Genomic DNA, 17,132 nt, shown 5'->3' with positions numbered 1-17,132 from the left:
GAACTGCCGCTTTATTTTAGTCATTTATCTCGATAGAATATTCTGCCGTAAATTTATTTCCGGGTTCTAATTTCTGTAACAACTCTTTGCTTGAAAATTCTCGATTGCTATCTGCACTATCAGCAATTCCAATCCAAGGTTCAATGCATACGTAGGGAGCATGAGGTTTTGCCCAAAGTCCCAAATAAGGAAAATCAGCAAAGCGAACTTTCAATTCAAAATCTGATTTTTTACACTTTAAGCTAATTGCCGAAGATTTTAAATTTTTCAGGATTAGTGCATCCTTGGCAAAAATCTCTGGATGAAGATTAATGGTGTTTGCATTGTTCAAGACTTGTTTGCCTTCTGATCCAATTAAACCACCATCTGCCAAATTCCAGGTATTTAAAGTTTCGTTTTGTTCAAACTCCAAATAATAATCGGTGTACTCTTCACCATTTTTCAATTGACAATTAAAAGCCGGATGACCACCTAAATGGAACAGCATTTCATTGTTTCCGGCACTGGTAATCTCATGAACGACTTTCAACTGGTTTGATTCAAGAATGAAATGAATCTTGAACTCAAATTCGAAAGGATAAACTTTTCGTGTGTTTTCATTCGAAGATAATATGAAAGATAGGCGATCTTCGCTTTGTTCAAATAGTTTTACATCGGTATTGTTGCGAATAAAACCATGCTTAGGCATGGCATATTCTTTCCCTTCATGAATAAATGCATTTTCTTTTAGGCATCCGATAACAGGAAATAGGTTAGGAGCGTGGCTTCCCCAAATATCAGGGTTTGCCTGCCATATGTATTCAGTTCCATTTTTAATAGATTGTATGCTGCACAGTTCAGCACCTTTTTCGAGGACTGAAACTTTCAATTGGTCGTTTTGTATTGTGTAAATCATTATTTTCTAATTCTTAAAAAATGTATCTCACTTTTATTAAATGATAAAGAGCCAAAATATTACATTTTGGTCTTTCATTAAATGATGAAGAGTTAAAATATTACATTTTGGTCTTTCATTAAATGATGAAGAGTTAAAATATCACATTTTGGTCTTTCATTAAATGATAAAGAGCTAAAATATCACGTTTTAGTCTTTCATTAAATGATAAAGAGTTAAAATATCACGTTTTGGCCTTTTATTAAATGATAATTTGAAAAAATGAATTTTCGTTTTCATCAAATGATAATTGGAAAAGGTCATCTCGTTTCATTATTAAAATGACTCTCTCATCATTTTTATAAAAAAATAGCTGCTAGTAAAACTAACAGCTAATATTATAAATTAAAGTTTCATTTATATCATTTCAAGGTCTTCTTTCTTCAGCCAACCTTCGTTTCCATCGCTCAACTGAATGTTTCTCCAATCGCCCAATTGATCAATCACTTTAACTTTGGTTCCTTCGTGCAAAAGAAACAATTCTGTACCACTCACATCTGGCGAGCCTTTAATGGTAACGCTAGGGCTAAAAATAATTGCATACTCACGATTGGTAATTTCATCGGTTCGGGTCGATGCAAAAGAGTAACTAACAATGCTTAGTACTAAACTGATTGCTGCGAAAAAGAAACCTAACTTTTTTAAACCAACCTTGTTGCTATACAAGTAGAAACATGCAAACAGCAAGCACAAAAAGAACAATCCGATAGATAGGTATGACCATAAATCTGCCGAGAAAGCATTTCTGATTCCGGAAAACCATCTTTTAAGGAATAATTCTGGCAACACTTCCAGCTTGTCTAAAACATGAGCCTGAGCCATTTTTAAATTGTACTCTACATCTTTGTCTTGAGGAGCAAGAAGTTTCGCTCTTTCGTAATTTAAGATCGCAGGAGCAATTTGTCCTGTCTTGTAATATGAATTGGCAAGATTAAAGTAAATCTCAGGAGATTCGATATGTGTTTCCAATACAAACTCGTATGATTTAATTGCCTTTTCGTATTCTCCTTTTTGGTAAAAATCGTTTGCTTCACGAATTGGAGTATCCTGCGCCTGAGCAGCAGAAACAAATAGCAAAGCAATAAGGATATATAATAATTTCTTCATTTCTATTCGATTTTACTAGATGCTCTTTTCTAATTTGGTAATTGTCTCCATTGTTTTCTTGTACAGTTCATCCATTTCCGACGATCCTGAAGAAGGAGCGTAGCGTGCGAACTCACAAGTATCCAAAATATTCAGGAAGTCTTGAGTTAATTCATCTTCCACATTCTTTCCTTGTAAAATTTCAGTAATGTTTTCCTTGTTCAAATCAGACAAGGGTAGGTTCAACTTATCGGAAGTATAACCCCAAAGAGCTTTTAATATTTCATCGTAGAATTCTTCTTTCTTCTGTGCTTTTAAACTTGCCGAAGCAGCTTTCAATCGCTTCATGGCAACTCGGTTGGCACGCTTATTTTTAACACGAGCAAGATCGGCATTCTCTTTAATTCGTTTTCTGTTGAAAACAAAAGCAAGAATGAATACCAAAAATGGAATTAAGTAGGCAAGATAGAAGTTGGTGGTACCAAAGAATACCTGACCTTTCAATCGAGGTGTAAAATCGTTGGTTTTGATAAAACGAATGTCTTTGCCAATAAACTTCACATCTTCTTTCGAGAACGAACTGATAACAGCACTAGTTGCATCTCCACTACCTTTTCCAACTTTTATATTGAATTTTGGAGTTGATCGGGTGCGGTAAATTCCAGCTTTAGGATCGAAGAAACTAAAGTCAACCGGTGGAATTTCATAGTTGCCAGCATGACGAGGAATAATTAAATATTCAAAGGTTGTTGAACCTGTCATCCCTTTTGCAGTGCTCTTGATATCCTGTTTGGTAGTTGGATCGTAAACCTCAAAGTCTGCAGGGAAGTCAAATTCCGGAGGATTAATTAGTTTCAGGTTACCATTCCCCGAAATTTTAACTTTTAAAGAAATCGCCTCATTTGCTTGAAGAGAATCTTTATCAACATTTGCTGACATTCTAAAGCTACCAACTGCACCATCAAAACTTGCTGGTTTGTTAGCAGGAAACTCTTTCACACGAATGGTAACTGGTTTACTCTTTCTTGGAACTCTAATGTCACGATAGTTATCAAAGAAATCATCAAAGAATCCTCTGTTGCTATTTGATCTGCGTTGACGAATGATACATTCCAACTCAAATGGATCGATGGTAATTTTCCCAGTATGCTGAGGGAATAGAATTAATTTACGGATAACACCAGTGTTGTAAATGGTACCATTTACATTTTCTCTTTGTAAAGAAATTTGTCCTGGCGTAGGAATTTCCTGACTCAAAAAGCCGTTAAACGAAGGGAATTTTGAATCGCCAAATCCTGCAATGTTTAAACGAGTATAAACTTTAATGGTAGCCACAACGTGCTCTCCCATATAAACACTCTTGCGATCAAGATCGACCTTTACAAATAAATTGGCTTGAGTGATTTTATTGGCTGAAGCCTGTGACGATTGATTACCCTGACTGTTTTGAGATTTTGAGTTGGTTTTAACTACTTCAATACTCACCGAATTGGAACTAAACTCATAACCTTTTACCTTAATTTTGGCTGGATTAATCGTAAACTTTCCTTCTTTTTCGGCCAATAATACATATGTGTAGGTGTAGGTAGTTGACGAACTCCACTTGCCGTTGATGTATTGTGTACTTGAATTTGTTGCTACAGAAGGACGACCTACCAAATCACGGAAACCATCAATTGCCGGAAGTTGAATGTCCTTGGCTTTTTGGTTGATGGAGTATATTAATTGGAATTGTTCGCCTACCTCAACCACACGAGGTGCTGCAGCTGTAAATTTAACTTCTTCTGCAAACGAGGCAGAAGTAATAAATAATGTTGCTAATAGTAAGAAAAATATTTTCTTCATCCGTAATGTTCTGTTTTTCAGATGTGTTCTTTTTGTTTTCTGATGATCAAATTTATCGCACAAATGTAACTATAAATCATCACTTAAGTTCAAGATTCAACAAGCAATTACCAATCCTTTTTGATTTTGGTCTTTTTCGCTTTCATTGCTTTGGCTTTGGCCTTTTGAACTTTCTCCTGAACTTTCTTCTCGTCGTTCTCCAATGCTTCTAGCAAGCGTTTAGCATCCTCTTTCGAGATTTTAGGTTGTTGCTGCTGTTGCTTTTGTTTATCCTTATCGCCTTTGTCTTGCTTGTCCTTGTTTTGTTGATCTTTATTCTTGTCCTGATCCTTCTTATTCTGATCTTTTTTGTCTTGATCTTTTTTATCCTGGTCCTTCTTATCTTGATCCTTCTTGTCCTGGTCTTTTTTATCCTGATCTTTCTGATCCTTATTTTGATCTTTGTTCTGATCTTTCTTTTTCTGCTCTTCTTCCTGTTTCTTTTTCATTTGGCGAGCATATTCCAGGTTGTATTTGGTTTCCTGTGAATTTGGATTGTAACGCAAGGATTGCTTGTAAGCTTCAATACTTTCATCAATCTTTTTACTTTCCAAAAGTGTGTTTCCCATATTGTGAAACAAGTGACCAAGCTTTTCAGGATTCTTTTCGTTAACAGCCAAAGTTTGGAACTGCTTTAAAGCTTCTTCGTATTTTTTTTGCTTGTACAATGCATCACCCAGGTTGAACCCTGCCTCGAAAGAATTGATTTTCTTATCCAAAGCTTTGCGGTATTCAACTTCCGAATTTTCAAATTTCTCTCCCTCAAAAAGTTCATTACCTGATCGGATAAACTTTCTTTCCTTCTGGGCTACTGCCTCCATGCTTAGAAGACAAATCAAGCTAATGAATAACAATAATACTTTTTTCATTTTAAAGGATTTGTATCGTTCTACTTCGATGGATTAAATAAATTAATGTCTTTTAAATGACGGTTCTTACGTTCCAAAACAAGGAATTCAATGAATAAAAGCAACAAACCGATTGCCAGGAATATCTGAAACTTTTCATCGTAAGCAGTATAAACTCTGGCTTCCAATTCTGTTTTATCCATTTTATTGATTTCTTTAAATAGAACGTTTAAACCCGTGGTTGTGTTGTTGGCAATTACTGCTTTTCCGCCTCCTGCGGTTGCAATTTCCTCAACCATTTGCTGATCCAGTTTCGAAATCACAATATTACCTTCATCATCACGTCTGAAATCACTGGAACCAGCTCTTACAGGAATAGGAGCACCTTCTGGTGATCCCATTGCAATGGTATGAACAGCAATTCCCATTTCTTTAGCCATATTAGCTGCCGTTACTGCATCGTCTTCGTGGTTTTCACCATCTGTAATTACAATAATTGCCTTGCTGGCTTCACTATCTGGTGTAAAACTTCGCGTTGCCAATGTAATTGCTGAACCAATGGCTGTTCCCTGAATCGGAACAATATCGGTACTAATGGAAGACAAGAACAGTTTTGCCGAAGCATAATCGGTAGTAATTGGCAATTGGGTATAAGCTTCACCAGCAAAAACAATCAAACCAACCTTATCGTTGTTAAGCTTGTCAACCATTTTCGAAATGGCACGTTTTGCACGCTCCAAGCGGTTTGGCTGAATGTCTTGTGCCATCATCGAGTTGGAAACATCCAAAGCAATGATTACCTCAACACCTTTTCTTTTTATCTTCTGAAGCTTTGATCCAAATTGTGGACCTGCTACACCAATAATGATAAAGCTTAGAGCCAATATCAAAATTGAAAATTTATACACAGGTCGGGTAAATGAAGCATAAGGCATCAAATGGGAGATGATGTTCATCTCACCAAATTTTTGCAAAGCTTTCTTCTTAATTACATGGCTTACCCAGTACAACACCACCAATATTGGTATGAGTGCGAATAAGTATAGAAATTCAGGATGATCGAAACGAAACTGATCCATTTATCAATGATTTTCGGTTTATCAAATAATTACAATTAAGGAATATTCCTTAAAATTGAATTGCGTAATGCAATCTCCAATAGCAAAAACAATGCGGCAAGCATCGCAAAGATTAAGAACTCTTCACTTTTGGTGCTGTATTGTTTTACTTCAATTTTACTTTTCTCAAGCTTATCGATTTCAGCATAAATAGCCTTTAGCTTGTTGTTGTCTGTTGCACGGAAATATTGTCCGCCAGTCATTTCTGCAATCTCTTTCAGTACAGATTCATCAAATTTAACCGGCATATTTCTCATGCTGATACCAAAAGCCGTTTGCACAGGGTAGGGAGCCGTTCCTCTGGTTCCAATCCCAATGGTGTACACACGAATGCCAAACGATTTAGCCAGCTCTGCAGCGGTTAAAGGCGCAATTTCACCTCGGTTGTTATCTCCATCGGTAAGCAGAATTACCACTCTCGATTTTGCTTCACTGTCCTTCAATCGGTTCACCGCGTTTGCCAAACCCAAACCAATGGCAGTACCATCTTCAATCATACCACTGTGGATATCCTTGAACAGGTTAATTAATACTGCATGGTCGGTAGTTAGCGGACATTGTGTAAAACTTTCCCCACTAAAAATTACCAATCCAATTTTATCCTCAGGACGACCTGTAATAAATTGTGTTGCTACATCTTTGGCAGCTTCCAATCGATCTGGCTCAAAATCGCGAGCCAACATACTGCTCGAAATATCCAAAGACATTACAATGTCGATCCCTTCGGTAATGGTATCCTGAAATTTGTTGCTTGACTGCGGACGAGCCAATGCTATCACGATAAATGCTATTGCCAAAACACGAAACACAATCAGCGCATGACGCAGATAGTATTTGTAAGTTTTTGGAGCAGCATTAAAACTTTTTACAGTTGAAACCTGAATACTTGCATGTGCATTTTTGTCCTTCAGAATGTACCATACAATTACTGGTAGCAGAAGCAACAAAAGGTAGAAATATTCCGGATTTGCAAATTCTATAGAACTCATAGTCTATTGTTTCAATGTTTACTTTTTATACTCAGATTTTTCATCTGCTTCCGATTCTTCCTCTTTTTTCTCTTCTTCCTTTTCTACCAAAATGGTTGATTCAATAATTTGGTAGGCATATTTCAAACTTTGTTCGTTTTCGTTAGGAAGAGGTTGGAATTTTGCGAATTTGGCCAAATCGGCACGTTCAAGAACTTCTCTAAGATTCGTATGCCACTTGTTGTTTACTTCAACCGAGTTTACAGCCTCAAGAATTTCATCGGTAGTAGACTCTTGCGTAGACATGTTATATCTTTCATCAAGATAAGTTCTAATGGTATCCGTTAAATCTGAGTGGAACTGTTTTACTTTTCCACCTTGCCATAATTTCTGCTGTTTGATCTCATCCAATTTCTTCAGCGCAATCACATGAGCAGGTTCAATTGGTTTCGATACAGCAAATAATGGTTCATCTTTCTGACGGAATCTGAAATACCAGATTAGGAATACAATTAGTGCAAGTACTACCAATCCTCCCAATAGCCAAGGAGCAATTTCAGCAAATGATACTGGCGTTTGAATCGGCATTACGATGTCAAAATTTCCTTTTGTGGTATCAATTTGCATGGTTTTAACGCCCAATAGCAAAGTATCGGTACGCAAAATCTGATTCACGCTTCCATAAACCTGAAATTCGAAAGGTTTTAACTTGTATACACCGCCATCGAACGAGGTAATGGTGTAATTCTTATTCACCTTAATTACGTCATTCTCAAGAGCAGTAGTATCCTGCGGAGTTTGCTTTATAATTTCAACTCCATTTACAATGCTATCGGAAAAAACCGGGAAGCCAATTTTAAGCTCCTTTGGTTGCTCCACCGATAATTGCAAATTAATCTGATCTCCAATTACAATTACATTGGTATCTAGTTTTACTCCGTAATTGATTCCTCCATCGTTTTGTGCAAACGAATTGTGAGAGAATAATAACGAAGCAAATACCAAAGTAAAAGCAAAAGCCTTTGTCAGGAAGTTAATATGTTTTTTTATTTGATTTGCCATAGTTCTCAGTTACCTGATTAATGTCCTCTGCGTTGGAATAGGTTGATCAGTGATCTTACGTAATCCTGATCGGTTCTGATGTTCGCCACATCAACTCCCGAACGCTTAAAAACTTCGGTGGTATTTTCTTCTTGCTTGCGCCACCACCCGGCATATTTTTCACGAACTTTCTTGTTCGATGTATCTACCCAGGAATATTCTCCTGTTTCGGCATCTTTAATTTTAATCAAGCCAATGGAAGGAAGTTCCGTTTCGCGTTGATCGTAAATTTTAAGTGCCACCACATCGTGTTTTTTGTTCGCGATGGTCAAAGCATTTTCATAATCCTTATCATCGATAAAATCTGATATCACAAAAGTGGTGCAACGCTTTTTAATGGCATTGGTAAGATATCGCAACGCATTGCTAATATCCGTACTTCGGTGTTCAGGTTTAAAATCGATCAACTCACGAATAATCCTTAGAATATGAGTTTTCCCCTTTTTAGGAGGAATAAATTTCTCGATAGTATCCGAAAAGAAAATTACCCCAATTTTATCGTTGTTCTGGATTGCTGAGAATGCCAAAACAGCAGCAATTTCGGTAATCTGATTTTTCTTCAGCTTCGACATGGTACCAAACTCACGGCTACCACTTACGTCAATCATCAACATTACGGTAAGCTCACGTTCTTCTTCGAACAGCTTTACGTATGGATTGTTGTAGCGAGCCGTAACATTCCAGTCGATGTTTCGGATATCATCACCATATTGGTATTCGCGAACTTCGGCGAAAGTCATTCCTCGACCTTTAAACGCAGAGTGATACTCACCCGCAAAAATATTGCGGGAAAGACCTCTGGTTTTAATCTCAATCTGCCTTACGCGTTTTAATAATTCACTAGTCTCCATAAAATTTAATTACGAATTGATAATTACGAATTAAGAATTCTGTATTAATAATTAAGAAGTACGTATTTAATATTATTCGTAATTCTTAATTAATCATTCGTAATTGACTACGGAACTTCAACAGTATTTAGAATTTCGCTAATGATATTTTCGCTGGTAATATTATTCGCTTCAGCTTCGTAAGTTAAGCCAATTCTGTGACGCAATACATCGTGAGCTACTGCACGAATATCTTCAGGAATTACATATCCTCTGCGCTTGATGAATGCATACGCTTTAGCAGCTGATGCCAAAGAGATACTAGCACGAGGCGATCCACCAAATGCAATCATGTCAGTGTATTTTTCCAATCCGTAATCAGAAGGGAAACGGGTTGCGAAAATAATATCAACAATGTATTTTTCAATTTTTTCATCCATGTAAACATCCTTAACCACATCGCGTGCTTTAATGATGTCTTCTGGTTTTAAGATTTGTGATGCTTTAGGAAATGCCTTCAAAAGATTCTGACGCATGATTAATTGCTCTTCCTCTTTTTTAGGATAGTTGATCACAACTTTAAGCATGAAACGGTCAACCTGTGCTTCAGGAAGCGGGTAGGTACCTTCTTGCTCAATCGGGTTCTGAGTAGCCATTACCAAGAATGGTTCTTCCAGTTTATAAGTATTGTCACCAATGGTGATCTGACGTTCCTGCATAGCCTCCAGTAAAGCAGCCTGTACTTTTGCAGGAGCACGGTTGATCTCATCGGCAAGTATGAAGTTGGCAAAGATAGGTCCTTTTTTCACCACGAACTCCTCTTTCTTCTGGCTGTAGATCATTGTACCCAATAAATCGGCAGGCAAAAGGTCTGGAGTAAACTGAATACGGCTAAAGTCCGCATCGATAGTTGTTGAAAGTGTATTAATGGCAAGCGTTTTTGCCAAACCAGGAACTCCTTCCAATAGGATGTGACCATTGGAAAGCATACCGATTAAAAGGCTTTCAACAAGGTGTTTCTGTCCAACAATAACTTTGTTCATCTCCATAGAAATCATATCCACAAAAGAACTTTCTCTTTGGATACGCTCATTTAGCTCTTTGATATCAACTGTTTGGATCATAGAAATATTTATTTGTTTACTTAAATTTTGACATAAAACGGTTCGGTTTCCCGAAAAACCTCTACAAAGATAAATTTTTGAAGATTTTATAAAAGTTCTGGGCCGTTAAAAAGTGTTAAGAGATTGAAGTTCCAAGTGACAAGCTTCAAGTAGCAAAGGTAAAAGGTGCTGGACGCTGATTGCTGAGCGCTGACCGCTTTTTACTTTTCAACCGTTCGACACTTCGACTCTTTGACTTTTATTCTTTTTACTATTTTTGTCCCAGATTAAAGAAAAACTCTACGATTTGAACAAACGATATTTTATCAGATTAAGCTATAAAGGCACCAATTATCATGGATGGCAGATACAACCCAATGCAATTACAGTGCAGGAGGTTTTAAACAAGGCGCTATCTACCATTCTAAATTGTGAAATCAATGTGGTGGGTTGCGGTAGAACCGATACAGGGGTTCATGCCAGCGATTTTTATGCACATTTCGATGTGGATGAGCAAGTGACTTTCGATTGTGATAAGCTGAGTTTTCGTTTGAATCGTTTTTTACCTCACGATATTGCCATTAAGCAAACTTTTCAGGTGAGGGAAGAGGCGCACACGCGCTTCGATGCTACGGCCAGAACTTATCATTACTTTATCACCAAGAATAAGAATCCTTTCAGGTTGGAATCGCATTGGAAGGTTCCTTATGAATTGGATGTGCAAAAAATGAACGAGGCGGCTAAAATTCTGTTCGAATTCGAAGATTTTACCAGCTTTAGCAAACTACACACCGATGTGAAAACCAATAACTGCAAAATTTACCAGGCAGAATGGAAGGATAATGGTGACGAGTTGGTGTTTACCGTAAAAGCAGATCGTTTCCTTCGCAATATGGTTCGTGCCATTGTGGGAACTTTGGTTGAGGTAGGTCGTGGAAAAATGAATCTGGAAGATTTCCGCCAGGTAATCGAAAGCAAGAATCGATCTAATGCTGGATCTTCGGTTCCTGGTCATGGATTGTTTTTGGCTGAGATAGACTACCCGGAGTCAATTAGGAATTAACAATTACAAATTACATATCATATGCTTTGCTTGGGCAAAGTAAGTTATCGGATTTGTAGAGCACGAGTTATATAAACTCGCGCTATCCGAATTAGATTGGTTTTACTTTAATTCTTGATGAAAGGATTAATTAAAGGCTTATCAAACAGCGCAAATACAGCATTCATTATTGAAACCAAACTCCCAATTAGTAATCCTATAATAATTGGTATTGACTGATTTGTTTTCCAATAAATCCATAAGCCAATAAGACTGATTACCCAAATACACAACTGCATAGAAATAGCTGCGCGATAATGATGTGACACTTCATTCGTTTTATCCTTTTTGTTGGTCCACAAAAGCAGGGTAGGAATGATTAATGGAACAATGCCACTAAGATGAAGAAGTGCTGACCAGTTTTTTTCGTCATTAGCTTGCACTTCTTCTTTAGGTTCATTTTCTACAAACAAACTAAAATCAACTTCGAGTGCATTGGCAATCATTTGTAGGGTGTAAGCTCTTGGATCTACTTCTCCATTCTCTATGCGTTGAATTGTTCGTGCGCTTACCTCAGTTCTACTTGCCAACTCTTCTTGAGTCAATCCTTTTTTTAACCTAAGTTCTTTGATTAGTTTTCCTGTTTCCATTTTTTTTTCATTTTGATTCAAAAGCAAATGTCCTACAGATTAGGGTAACTTTCCAACTACAAAAACACGACATTTACACGACATTTGCAATTAATGTGTTGATTATCTGTATTGGTATTGTTTTAAGTTTGTAAGCCAAAACTTTATTCTATGACACATGAATTTTTGCTTTGTAGGGTACGAGTTGAGCAAACTCGTGCTATCAGAAGATCCGTTCGTAATTTGTAATGCTCCGACTCAAAAGATGGTTGTCCCGCATAGCAATTTGGTTATTCCGTATCATCAGGCTGTATTTCCGTTCGTGTAAATTGTCTTTCTGAACGATACTTTTGCATTTCCGTGATACTGGTTAGTGCTTCCTTTATGCAAAGGAGGTAGTAATTTAGCGTGCGGAAAGGGTGCCTTCGCGTGCGGAAGAACCAAACTTGCGTGCGGAACAACTTCCTGTGGGTGCGGAAAGGCCCCCCTTGTGTGCGGAAGGCTTACCCTTGCGTGCGGAAGAAGAAAATCGGCGTGCGGAAGGGGTATCTGGCTGTGCGGAAAGGGTACCTTGGTGTGCGGAAACCATTTCTTTGTGTGCGGAAGCTATTCTTCGTGTGCGGAAAGGCTCCCGAATGAACGGAAGCTCAACCTATCTGAAATGATCAATTCTTTTCGCAAACCCAAATTCTTCTGGCGAAATTGGCTTTCTCTTTTTTGCGAACGCTGCAATGATCCGTTATTGTCAATCCTACATTGTTCACAATTTCAGTAATGTCTGTGGTAGATACAATCACCAATCGGTCGGTTACTTTGGTTGACGACTCAATGATGTGCGAGATGGTATTCTCATCAGCATAGCTAAATAAATTGTATGGCAAGTCGATAATGGCTGCATCGTACTTGTTCTCGATATCTTTAATATCGGAGCGATATACCGTACTTTCATAATTGAAATGAGCAAGATTTTGGCGCGCTTGTCGGCATACTTTCCAATTGATATCGGTACCTTCAATATTGTATCCGGCAAAACAGGCTTCGAGCATAATGGTACCAACTCCGCAGCAAGCATCCAAGAGTTTTGTTTCCTTGTTGTTTTTGGCAGCAAGGATTACCAGTGTTTTGGCAATGTTAATATTGATTGAATTGCTGTAGGAAAAAGGTTTTTTGTTGTGTTTCTCCCAAGCAAAATCATTTTTAAGCAATGTTCCAAAATACCAGGTTCCCTGGTGACAGCAGACTGCATAGGTGATTTTTGGCTTGTAATATTCGGGCATGCCATTAATATTGTAGCCAACATCTCTTAGTTTGTCCAAACGATCGTTGTACTTGGTTTTGTCACCATTTAATACCACATATTCCACCTTGAAATCATCAACAGAAATCTTTTCATTTTTTATTTTCTCGATCAGTTCCAAATAGTCCTCAGATTGAAGCTGAACATCAACTCTTTTTCTGATGAACGCACTGCAGGTAGGTTCAATCTTGATATCAGAAATCAATAACTTGTCCTTTTCTTCCTTGTTAAAAAGATATTTCGATTCGAGTTTGCAAAGTTCACTTTCGTGATTGTCGTAGATGTAAGTATATATGTATTTGCTTGCTTGCATTTGTTTTTGGTAGGTTTAAATTCCAAAGAATGCCCGAAATTATTAAAACCACCTTAACTAACAAAAATCTAGTCAAGTAAAGTTTAATTGTGATTTTTTAGATTCTAGCTTTAAACCATTTGTAAAACTTGAAGTCATAACATCAGAACTAAAAATATATTGTACATCATGAAGAAATATGTATTCGCCTTTGCTTGTTTCCTAGTTTTCGGAAATTGCCTATTTGCTCAAGACTTTCAGGGCAAAGCATACTATGAAAGTAAAACGACCATTAATATGGATTTTTGGGGAAGACAAATTCCGGAGGATCGTAAAAAGATGATTCTGGAACGCATGAAACAGATGAGCGAGAGAACCTACATCTTAAGTTTTAACAGAACAGAATCGGTATACAAACAAGAAGAAAAGTTGGAACAACCAGGAATGGGGCAAGGCCGAGGTGGTATGCGAATGGGCATGATGATGGGCGCTGGTGGTGAAGATTACTACAAGAATGTGAAGGCAGGCAAATATGCGGTATCGAAAGACTTGTTTGGCAAGATATTCTTAGTGAATGATAGTTTGCCAAAACTACAATGGCAAATGCAGGCAGAAACCAAAAAGATCGGCAATTATACAGCTTACAAGGCTACTGCAGTAAAACATGTGAGTGAGCCAAATATGCGAGCTGTTTTTCAGCGAAGAGGTAGAGGGGTGCAGACAGATAGCAAAGAACCTGAGATGATTGAAAAGGAAGTTGAAATTGTAGCTTGGTATTGTCCTGAGATTCCGGTGAATCAAGGTCCGGGAGAGTATTGGGGATTGCCTGGTTTAATTATGGAATTGAATGATGGCAGAACAAGCATTCTTTGCTCAAAAATCGTAATCAATCCAAAAGAGAAGATCGATATCAAAGAGCCTAATAAAGGCAAAGAGGTAAGTCAAGCGGAATACGATGAGATATCGCGCAAGAAAATGAAGGAGATGCGTGAAAATTTTAGAAGTATGAGACCGGGAGGAAGAAGAAGGTAATTTAGAATTATAAATTATGAATTCAGAATTTTAGGTGAATTCATGAGTAATGTTGTAATTGAAAGAAAGCTTTTATCTAAAAGCTAATGGCTAATAGCCTGATCAAACAGGAAGATGAGATTCAAGTAATCAAAATGATAAATTGAGTCAATAAGCTCGAATAAAATACAATCCACTACTTCACTAAAATTGAAACAAAAATCATGAAGAAATACTTTTTCATATTGGTATTGTTGTGTGCAAGCCTTATCAGTTTTGCGCAGGAGGATGTCAATCTTAAAGGAATCGTTACGGATGATTCTGGTAAGGCCATTGAAATGGCCAATGTAATTGCTATAAATGCAGAGACAAACTTGTTGGAATCGTACTGTGTTACCAACCATAGTGGTTTGTATAAGGTGAAGTTGAAATCGGGTTCGGTGTACAATATAAAAGTGAGTTTTATTGGTTTTGGTGCTAAAGAATTCCAATACGAAGCTACTGCAGAGGATGGAAGTCATGATGTTAGCATGTCGGAAGAGAACAGCATGTTGAACGAGGTTGATGTGACTTATACCATGCCTGTAATGGTGAAAGGCGATACCATAGTTTATGATACTGATTCGTTTACTGTGGGAACCGAGCGTAAACTGAAGGATGTTCTGGTGACTTTGCCAGGTGTGGAAATGAACGACGATGGACAGATTGAGGTAGAAGGGAAGCAGGTGCAGAAAGTGATGGTTGAAGGAAAAGATTTCTTTGATGGCGATTCTAAAATTGCTGCAGATAATATTCCTGCCGATGCAGTAAGTAAGGTTGAAGTACTGAGAAACTACAACGAAATTGGGCAAATGAAAGGTCTTACCAACGACGAGGATAATATTGCTTTGAATATTCGACTGAAGAAAGGGAAGGATAAGTTCTGGTTTGGTGAGTTCACCGTTGGTGCAGGTCCTGACGAAAAGTATTTGGCACATCCCAAACTGTTTTATTACAGTCCTAAATTTAGTTTAAACCTGATTACCGATGCCAATAACATTGGTGAGGTTCCTTTTACACGAAGAGACTTTATGAATTTTACGGGTGGTTTTAGAGGTTTTAATCCAGGAGGAGGAAGTTCTATTAGCGTAGGAGGAAATTCTCTGGGAATTTCAACGGCTCAGAATAACCGAGCTAAAGATATCGAAACCAGGTTTGCAGCTTTGAATTTTAGTTATGAGTTGAAAGATAACTGGGATATTGGTGGATTTGGAATCTATTCATATACTGGGACCTTAATGGAAACTCAAAAAATAACTACCTACGAGTTAGAGGATGATCAATCGCAGGTAGAGAAAAGTATTACCAGGAACGATCAGGATGTTGAATTGGGCTTGTTCAAATTCAATTCGGTGTACAAACCAAATGTAAACTTCCAGTTTGATTACGACATTTTTGTGAAGCAATCGGACGACGACGAGGAAGAGCAGGTGGAATCGACGGTTAATGATGAATTGGATGAAATTTATCAGCTGAAACAGCAGGAACCACTTACTTTACAGCAATCTGCTAAAATTTATTACACAGCTAGTGATAAACACATATTTGCTTTTGAAGGTCAGCATTTGTATCAAAACGAGGATCCGTTTTACAATTCAATTCGTGATGAGTTTGCATTTGCTACGCTATTTCCGGTTGATAATACGGTGAGTTTGTACAATATGAATCAGGAAAAGAGAATTATTACCAATAAAGTAGATGCAAAGCTAGATTACTATTTGGTTACTGGTGACAAGAGCAACTTGCAGTTTACATTGGGAACTACGCAGAATCATCAGAATTACGATACCGAGATATTCCAAAAGCTGGATGATGAATCTGATTTGGAAATGGCAGGTGATGAATTCAAGAATGATGTAAAGTTTAATGTTTCTGATTTGTTTTTCGGATTTCACTACAAACTAAAAGCGGGAATGTTCACTTTCAATCCTGGGGTTACCATTCATCAGTACGAAACCAAGAGCACCCAGCATAGCAAGAAAGTAAAGGATGATTTGATTTCTGTTTTGCCAGATGTTTATATTAATATGCAGTTGAAGAAATCGGAGAATTTAAGATTCAATTATAGAATTACCAGAACTTTTACCGATGTGTCGAAATATGCAGAGGCCTTTGTGTTGAACAATTACAATTCGGTATACAGTGGAAATCCTGAATTGGAAAGCGCTTTAAAGCACAATGTATCTTTGAACTTCTTTAGTTTTAACATGTTTAATTTTACCCACATGTTTGCGAATATCAGCTATACCAAAAGTATTGAAGGATTCAAGAATAATGTGATTCCTATGGGTATTAACCAGATCAGTTCAACCATTAATTCTGATTTGTCTGATGAATCATTAAGCGCCAATGCGAGATATCAAAGAACCTTTAAGAATATAAAAGTATCTGCTAAAGCTAATGTTTCCTGGAGCGAGAATAACAATTTGGTGAATTCTCAACCAACAAAATCGGAGTCGTTCAATCAGAATTATACAGGATCTATTGGTACGAATTTTAAGAATGCCCCGAATATTGAATTTGGCTACAAGTATAGCATCAATAAATATGATAGAGGAGCAACTACAAGTACTTATTACACCAAGCGTCCATTTGCAAGATTAGATATGGCTTTCCTGAAAAACTTTATTCTTACAGCGGACTACGATTTTTATTCTTATACCGATAAGGATAATACTATAGAGAATGAATATAGCTTTTTGGAAGCTGATTTAACCTACAGAAAACAGGATAGTAAATGGGAGTTTGGTATCAAAGGGAAGAACCTTTTGGATACGGATTCTTTGGATAGAAATAGTGAGAACGATTTTTCCTTTACTTCGTCAACTTACTTTGTGCAGCCAAGGTATTTCTTGTTTACGGTGAAGTATGACATTTAAATCAATTACGAATTTTTAATTACGAATTACGATAGAAATTAGACCTTCTCGTAATTCGTAATTTTTCATTC

At 37.3% G+C, this 17,132-nt stretch carries 14 protein-coding genes; 3 read left to right on the top strand and 11 right to left on the bottom strand.

What is annotated here, in order from left to right; translation table 11 throughout:
* Positions 1-16: 16 nt before the first annotated feature.
* From DF185_RS02765 to DF185_RS02725, 9 genes are all read right to left on the bottom strand, one after another.
* Positions 17-895, bottom strand: coding sequence for an aldose 1-epimerase family protein (locus DF185_RS02765; protein ID WP_110359185.1), 879 nt, complete (start codon positions 893-895; stop codon positions 17-19).
* A 396-nt stretch (positions 896-1,291) separates the two neighbouring features.
* On the bottom strand, positions 1,292-2,041 hold the full coding sequence (locus DF185_RS02760; protein WP_110359184.1) for a tetratricopeptide repeat protein: 750 nt from the start codon (positions 2,039-2,041) through the stop codon (positions 1,292-1,294).
* A 15-nt stretch (positions 2,042-2,056) separates the two neighbouring features.
* On the bottom strand, positions 2,057-3,865 hold the full coding sequence (locus DF185_RS02755) for a BatD family protein (RefSeq protein ID WP_110359183.1): 1,809 nt from the start codon (positions 3,863-3,865) through the stop codon (positions 2,057-2,059).
* Positions 3,866-3,972: 107 nt separating this feature from the next.
* On the bottom strand, positions 3,973-4,773 hold the full coding sequence (locus tag DF185_RS02750) for a tetratricopeptide repeat protein (protein ID WP_110359182.1): 801 nt from the start codon (positions 4,771-4,773) through the stop codon (positions 3,973-3,975).
* Positions 4,774-4,793: 20 nt separating this feature from the next.
* On the bottom strand, positions 4,794-5,831 hold the full coding sequence (locus DF185_RS02745) for a VWA domain-containing protein (protein ID WP_110359181.1): 1,038 nt from the start codon (positions 5,829-5,831) through the stop codon (positions 4,794-4,796).
* 35 nt (positions 5,832-5,866) lie between these two features.
* Positions 5,867-6,859: a vWA domain-containing protein gene (locus DF185_RS02740; protein ID WP_207784556.1), complete on the bottom strand. Its 993-nt coding sequence runs from the start codon at positions 6,857-6,859 to the stop codon at positions 5,867-5,869.
* Positions 6,860-6,877: 18 nt separating this feature from the next.
* Positions 6,878-7,900 carry a hypothetical protein gene (locus DF185_RS02735; protein ID WP_110359180.1) on the bottom strand — a complete coding sequence of 341 codons (1,023 nt, stop codon included), beginning with the start codon at positions 7,898-7,900 and terminating at the stop codon, positions 6,878-6,880.
* Between the two features lie 17 nt (positions 7,901-7,917).
* Positions 7,918-8,790 (bottom strand): DUF58 domain-containing protein, encoded by an 873-nt coding sequence (locus DF185_RS02730; RefSeq protein WP_054721992.1) that lies wholly within the window; start codon positions 8,788-8,790, stop codon positions 7,918-7,920.
* A 107-nt stretch (positions 8,791-8,897) separates the two neighbouring features.
* Positions 8,898-9,893, bottom strand: coding sequence for an AAA family ATPase (locus DF185_RS02725; RefSeq protein ID WP_110359179.1), 996 nt, complete (start codon positions 9,891-9,893; stop codon positions 8,898-8,900).
* Positions 9,894-10,179: 286 nt separating this feature from the next.
* On the opposite strand from DF185_RS02725, the gene truA reads away from it, so the two are divergent.
* A complete protein-coding gene (gene truA, locus DF185_RS02720) occupies positions 10,180-10,935 on the top strand; it encodes a tRNA pseudouridine(38-40) synthase TruA (protein WP_207784555.1) in 756 nt (251 codons plus the stop codon).
* Between the two features lie 107 nt (positions 10,936-11,042).
* On the opposite strand, the gene DF185_RS02715 is transcribed toward truA, so the two are convergent.
* Positions 11,043-11,564, bottom strand: coding sequence for a helix-turn-helix domain-containing protein (locus DF185_RS02715; RefSeq protein ID WP_110359178.1), 522 nt, complete (start codon positions 11,562-11,564; stop codon positions 11,043-11,045).
* 644 nt (positions 11,565-12,208) lie between these two features.
* Positions 12,209-13,153 carry a TRM11 family SAM-dependent methyltransferase gene (locus DF185_RS02705; protein WP_110359176.1) on the bottom strand — a complete coding sequence of 315 codons (945 nt, stop codon included), beginning with the start codon at positions 13,151-13,153 and terminating at the stop codon, positions 12,209-12,211.
* Positions 13,154-13,321: 168 nt separating this feature from the next.
* On the opposite strand from DF185_RS02705, the gene DF185_RS02700 reads away from it, so the two are divergent.
* Together DF185_RS02700 and DF185_RS02695 are read left to right on the top strand one after the other, a co-directional pair.
* A complete protein-coding gene (locus tag DF185_RS02700; RefSeq protein ID WP_110359175.1) occupies positions 13,322-14,164 on the top strand; it encodes a GLPGLI family protein in 843 nt (280 codons plus the stop codon).
* A gap of 203 nt (positions 14,165-14,367) precedes the next feature.
* On the top strand, positions 14,368-17,061 hold the full coding sequence (locus DF185_RS02695; RefSeq protein ID WP_110359174.1) for a TonB-dependent receptor: 2,694 nt from the start codon (positions 14,368-14,370) through the stop codon (positions 17,059-17,061).
* The last annotated feature ends 71 nt before the right edge of the window (positions 17,062-17,132 follow it).

Source organism: Marinifilum breve, assembly GCF_003202155.1.
In the GTDB taxonomy this organism is placed as follows: Bacteria; Bacteroidota; Bacteroidia; order Bacteroidales; family Marinifilaceae; genus Marinifilum; species Marinifilum breve.
Note: the sequence above shows the minus strand (reverse complement) of the source record. Positions and strands in the feature narration are given on the sequence as shown.

What these genes read in the sequence shown, in the direction of transcription:
- DF185_RS02765 (WP_110359185.1), bottom strand. Translation starts at nt 895, where the DNA reads ATGATTTACACAATACAAAACGACCAATTGAAAGTTTCAGTCCTCGAA.
- DF185_RS02760 (WP_110359184.1), bottom strand. Translation starts at nt 2,041, where the DNA reads ATGAAGAAATTATTATATATCCTTATTGCTTTGCTATTTGTTTCTGCT.
- DF185_RS02755 (WP_110359183.1), bottom strand. Translation starts at nt 3,865, where the DNA reads ATGAAGAAAATATTTTTCTTACTATTAGCAACATTATTTATTACTTCT.
- DF185_RS02750 (WP_110359182.1), bottom strand. Translation starts at nt 4,773, where the DNA reads ATGAAAAAAGTATTATTGTTATTCATTAGCTTGATTTGTCTTCTAAGC.
- DF185_RS02745 (WP_110359181.1), bottom strand. Translation starts at nt 5,831, where the DNA reads ATGGATCAGTTTCGTTTCGATCATCCTGAATTTCTATACTTATTCGCA.
- DF185_RS02740 (WP_207784556.1), bottom strand. Translation starts at nt 6,859, where the DNA reads ATGAGTTCTATAGAATTTGCAAATCCGGAATATTTCTACCTTTTGTTG.
- DF185_RS02735 (WP_110359180.1), bottom strand. Translation starts at nt 7,900, where the DNA reads ATGGCAAATCAAATAAAAAAACATATTAACTTCCTGACAAAGGCTTTT.
- DF185_RS02730 (WP_054721992.1), bottom strand. Translation starts at nt 8,790, where the DNA reads ATGGAGACTAGTGAATTATTAAAACGCGTAAGGCAGATTGAGATTAAA.
- DF185_RS02725 (WP_110359179.1), bottom strand. Translation starts at nt 9,893, where the DNA reads ATGATCCAAACAGTTGATATCAAAGAGCTAAATGAGCGTATCCAAAGA.
- DF185_RS02715 (WP_110359178.1), bottom strand. Translation starts at nt 11,564, where the DNA reads ATGGAAACAGGAAAACTAATCAAAGAACTTAGGTTAAAAAAAGGATTG.
- DF185_RS02705 (WP_110359176.1), bottom strand. Translation starts at nt 13,153, where the DNA reads ATGCAAGCAAGCAAATACATATATACTTACATCTACGACAATCACGAA.
- DF185_RS02700 (WP_110359175.1), top strand. Translation starts at nt 13,322, where the DNA reads ATGAAGAAATATGTATTCGCCTTTGCTTGTTTCCTAGTTTTCGGAAAT.
- DF185_RS02695 (WP_110359174.1), top strand. Translation starts at nt 14,368, where the DNA reads ATGAAGAAATACTTTTTCATATTGGTATTGTTGTGTGCAAGCCTTATC.